Genomic DNA, 5152 nt, shown 5'->3' with positions numbered 1-5152 from the left:
TTGCAGGATCCAGTTGTGAATGCTTCTGATAAATTGATAATCACAGCGGCTTTGGGCTACATGATTCTTCCCCTGGATTTGGTGCCTGATTTCATCCCTGGAGGCTTCATTGACGATGGAGTAATCTTGACTTGGGCACTCAACCAATTGAAAGGGAAAATGACAGAATCCACTCTCCAAAAAGCTAAAGATAAATTGAGGGAATGGTTCCCGACTGTGACAGATGCTGAGTTAAATTAAAAATTTAAATTAAAGATGATGACGACTTTTATCCAAGAAATAGATAATTTTGGACCCTCCAGTGCCACAGAAAGCGTTTATAATACTCTCTTAGGGGAATATGAACGTGTCGTAATGAAAAGTCTAATTACTTCGTTTGGATTGGATTTCATTGTCAAGGATCAACATGGAGGAGATGTTGATACTATTCATAATGTGCGAAAAATCGGTATGGATGATAAGATGAAATATAAGAACTCTGCTAATGAGAAAGCTTATAATAGTCGTGAAGCATACGATACTAGTGTCTATCATGGAGATCGTCGTTTTTCTCAGAAAAAATCTGATGCTCGCAGGAACTATAATGAGTATGGCACAAAAATCCGAGACGCATACACAAATCAAGAATTAGAGTATACTAAAGCTTCGTCAGTGCCCAAGGAATTGAGAGTGGAGCTTGACCATGTGGTAGAATGTAAGGCGATTAATGATGATAGAGGTCGTGTTTTATCTGGAATTAGTGGTGTTGACTTAGCAAATCAAGAAAGTAATTTAGCCTGGACTAATAAAAGTTTGAATGCTTCAATGGGTGCTTGGGCAAGAGGTGTTAATGATAGGTATAAAAAAGAGCATGGCTGTGACGCGCCGATGGAGATGGTGAATATGGAGGCATATATTGCTGCTCATCCTAATATAGATGAACAGACTGCTAATAATATGCGTGTTCAGTATCTTCGTTCCAAAAATGCTTACGATCAACGTATAAATAGCGCTTATTATACCAGTTCCTCTTTCGTTACAGCTACTGCCAGGGCTACCGCAAAGGTTGGTTTTAAGATGGGTATAAAACAAGCCATTGGGCTTATATTGAGTGAGATATGGTTTGAAGTAAGGAATGAATTCAAACATACAAAAGACACTACTCAGAATTTGGTTACAAACTTGGCTAATGCGTTTAAGAGGGGTCTCGAGAACTCAAAAACTCGCTATAAAGAGATTTGGAGGGAATTTATAAGTGGGTCTGTAGCTGGAGTCTTAGCTTCTCTGACAACTACAATCAGCAATATATTCTTTACTACAGCAAAAAAGACTGTAACTATAATTCGGCATTCTTGGGCTTCTTTAGTTGAAGCTGTAAAAATTCTTTTTATTAATCCCGATTGTTTGCCTGTCGGTGAAAAATTCAGGGCAGCAGCAAAAATAATAGCTGCAGGAGCATCTGTCGTAGCAGGAGCAATGATTGGAGAGGTTGTTAAAGCAACCGGTGTGGGGTCAATTCCAATTATAGGTGATGTAGTATCCACATTTATATCCTCATTAATAACAGGTGTGATGAGTTGTACACTACTATATGCGCTTGATCATAGCTCTGCCATTAATGATATAGTGGGTATAGTAAATAAAATTCCATCAGTAAATAACTGTGTGGTCTATTTTAAACAACAGGGTGCATTGTTGGATGAGTATGCTGCAAAGTTAGCAAGAATAGATATAGATAAGTTTCAAAAGGAGACGAATCTATATAATCAGGCTCTTGATCAGTTGGAATATGTATCCAATCCAAAAAGAATGAATGAGATCTTAAGAGATATCTATTTTAATAAATTGCAATTTAAATCACCTTACGGTACATATGATTGTATAGATGATTTTATGAATGATCGATCTGCCGTATTAACTTTTTCATAATGTTTACATGTGATAGGTGCGGTGCATGTTGTAGGCATTTAAATCTTAACCCTATTTATTCAGATCTTGATAGAGGAGATGGTGTTTGTAGATATCTTATTGGAAATCTTTGCAGTATATATGCCAGTCGTCCCTTAAAGTGTCGGGTAGATGAATCTTATGATTTGTATTTCAAAGATTTATATTCAAAAGAAGAATATTACGAGATAAATAAATTAATGTGTATTAAATTAAAAGCGCTTAAATAATATGCCATTACCATTAATATTAGGAATAGCGGCTGCTGTCGCAGGAGGAGCAGGGATTGGATTAGGGATTAAGGGTGGCAAAGATCTGTATGATGCTAAAAACACTCATAATCAAGCCCAAAAACGTAATAAAGAAAATATCAATCGCCATGCTTATACAGAACATCAGTGTGTAAAAACTATGGATGATTTGGGAATTGTAGAATGTAATGCTTTAAAAAGTATTCAAAGATTCCAGAATCTTTTCGCAAAGATTCATAATAAGCCGAGAATTGAAGAAACAATGTCTGCTCAGGTAGAGATAGAACCATTCACCCCCAAGGCTCTTACAGATGCGGCAGTAGGTGCAAGTGTGCTTGCTGGTGCACTTAAAAGTGCTACTTTCGGTTCTGCAGCAGGATTCGCGGCATCTGGTGCTACAACATCGGCTGTTATGGCATTGGGAAGTGCTTCCACTGGAACATTGATAAGTAGTTTAAGTGGGGCTGCTGCAACAAATGCGACTTTAGCAGCTTTGGGCGGTGGATCGTTGGCTGCAGGTGGGGGAGGAATGGCTCTCGGTGCAACAATACTTGGTGCTTCATCTTTAGGAGTAGGATTGCTTGTTGGTGGCGTAATTTTCAGTCTGAAAGGTAGTTCAGTAAGTAAAAAAGCGGATGATGCTCACAGACAGATGCTTGAAAATGAAAGAAAAATTAATGAAATTTGTCGCTATCTTGATAGCTTGAAATCGATTGCCTCTTCTTACTTATCCACACTACGTAAGGTTATACGTTGCTATGATCAATATGTGAATAAAATGGCATATGTGATTGAAGTTGCTCATGCAGACTCATTAAACTGGAATCTTTTTTCAGATGATGAAAAAAAGATTGTGGAAAATACTGTGCTTTTGGTTGGAGTAATTTATAATATGTGTAAGGTTAAATTAGTCCTTGCCAATGATAGTTCTAACCAAGTGAATGATATTAATAGGGCAGCTATTAATAATGCAAAGAAGATGGCAGAAAGCACTCTTCAATCTGTAAATTATGGAACAAAAGGTGCATCGCAGGCTCCCAATCTGAGTGTTGACGCTTTTAAATCCATATTCAGATTGGCTATAAAAAATGAGAGAGGTAACCGTGTTCTCTTTGACTGGGATAAGGTTTTGGAAATTATCAACCGATCAACTGGAAGACAGTATTCTAAGAATAAGCTAAGAGAATTAGTTCCAAATTTCGGGAGAAAAGATCATGTGAATCTTTCCGCTGTTGCAAAACAAATTGGTGAAATCATGATTATGTAATTTTAACATTTTAATAACATAACAAGATATGTTTATAGATATATGTCCAGATTGTGGAAATGAGGTAGAGGGAGTTTTCGAACCCTCCACTACTCGTAAAGTATTTACTTACCTTGGAAAGAAAGCAGGAGTAAAGGCCGTATCGCATATTGTGACAGGAGGTAACAAACTGGGAGCTGATTTAGTGGAAAAGGCAATTAATAACTTCGCTGGTGATGTAATAGATGAAATTGCAGAGGAGATAGCTGACGAATGTGTAGATAGAAAGCTCTATCGCTTCAGGTGTGGAAATTGTGGAAGAATGTGGACTCGTACGGAAGATATGAAGTACGGTATGTTGGAATCCAGAGCCAAATACGATCAACAGATTTCTATTAGAAATTGGGATTATGATTATACCCAAAATGAACCTTTCGTTGAGGATGAAACCATATTGAATTGGTCGCAATGGATAGATCAAAAGTTATGGGATATGGGTAAACTTGCGAACAATGGTACTGAAGCTGATATAGACGCATATGAAGAGGAGATATTATGGAAGTTGGGCTTTATAAAAGATGATCAAGAATTATACGATCGTCTGAAGGCTCGCGTAAATAAACATGCTAAAGAGATTAAAGCCGTACATCGGATTAACCATAAATCGTACTAAAACAGATGTACATCCTATGAAAAAGTTTCTTATCCTCTCGGCTTCCTTCCTCCTTTCCATAGGAGCATTTGCGCAGTCGGCGAAAGTGATTGTAGATTCCCGAGGGAATGTTGTCGGCACTTACAGCAGAAGTACCGCCAACTCCTATATCGTTTTCGGTCAAGACGAATTCTCTGTTCCCAAGGCCGGCCATAAAATTGTAACCTATTCCGCTGAAGTAGGACAAGGCTACTTGGAATGCAAGAATTGGGGAGTGGTTAACGTGCGTAGCATCCCCTCCACAAGCGGAGAAATCGTGGGGAGAATGATCTATGAGGAAGGAGATTTCCCTGAATCATACCGTTGTCTCGGCAAACAGAATGGGTGGTATAAAGTTAGCATCAATAACCGGGTAGGTTATGTGCGTCAAGACTTAGTAACATGGACAGTCGAAAGTGCATATTAATGCTTTCGGAAGAGATTAGTCTTTAGAGTATAATGCATTATATAATATTGTTAATACTATCGTACCTATTTACGATATGGATGATAGGTGGATATGTTCAGGATATAGCGTTTAATCTTACGTTTATAATCACAATGATTTTGCCTATAATTCTTATAATTATAGGTATATGCATTGTTGGGGATGATAAGAATAAACTGCTTAATTATTTTGGTGGTTTACTGATAGTCGCCTCGATATGTTTCTATTTTGGATTCATATTCTCAGAATCTTTGCGTGAATTTGTCTTCAATCAATGTAATATAGATCTGCCTAAAAAGCTTGAAATTGACATTCCACTTTGGAAGTGGATATGTATTTATGTGGTTGATGGATTCTTATTCTTGCTTATGGGAGCTGGGACCTCTTCAGAGGATAAAGACAAGAAGAATGAGGAAATAGAAACATCAGAGACAAAGGAAGAAATAGATAACTCTTGATTCTATATTTTTTATGAGGCTGTGTCGTAATTAAGGTTTACGGCGCAGTCTCTTTTTATGAGTTCTGAGGTTTCGATATTTCTCAGACGGCTGATTTTTGAGGATTATTGGAAAATATTCGATTCTCGGGCG

Annotated in this window: 6 protein-coding genes; all 6 read left to right on the top strand. The window is 37.6% G+C overall.

What is annotated here, in order from left to right:
* The first annotated feature begins 15 nt into the window (after positions 1 to 15).
* Positions 16 to 240 (top strand): DUF1232 domain-containing protein, encoded by a 225-nt coding sequence (locus HDT28_07515; GenBank protein MBD5132414.1) that lies wholly within the window; start codon positions 16 to 18, stop codon positions 238 to 240.
* A 15-nt stretch (positions 241 to 255) separates the two neighbouring features.
* Positions 256 to 1908 (top strand): hypothetical protein, encoded by a 1653-nt coding sequence (locus HDT28_07510; protein ID MBD5132413.1) that lies wholly within the window; start codon positions 256 to 258, stop codon positions 1906 to 1908.
* A 249-nt stretch (positions 1909 to 2157) separates the two neighbouring features.
* Positions 2158 to 3444, top strand: coding sequence for a hypothetical protein (locus tag HDT28_07505; protein MBD5132412.1), 1287 nt, complete (start codon positions 2158 to 2160; stop codon positions 3442 to 3444).
* 28 nt (positions 3445 to 3472) lie between these two features.
* On the top strand, positions 3473 to 4096 hold the full coding sequence (locus HDT28_07500) for a hypothetical protein (protein MBD5132411.1): 624 nt from the start codon (positions 3473 to 3475) through the stop codon (positions 4094 to 4096).
* Between the two features lie 16 nt (positions 4097 to 4112).
* Positions 4113 to 4541, top strand: a complete 429-nt coding sequence (locus HDT28_07495; protein MBD5132410.1) for an SH3 domain-containing protein — start codon at positions 4113 to 4115, stop codon at positions 4539 to 4541.
* A gap of 134 nt (positions 4542 to 4675) precedes the next feature.
* Complete coding sequence (locus HDT28_07490) at positions 4676 to 5020, top strand: hypothetical protein (protein MBD5132409.1); 345 nt, start codon at positions 4676 to 4678, stop codon at positions 5018 to 5020.
* Positions 5021 to 5152 lie beyond the last annotated feature (132 nt).

It is taken from the genome of Clostridiales bacterium (assembly GCA_014799665.1).
Lineage (GTDB): Bacteria > Bacillota > Clostridia > Christensenellales > Pumilibacteraceae > Anaerocaecibacter.
This window is presented reverse-complemented; position numbering and strand designations above follow the sequence as displayed.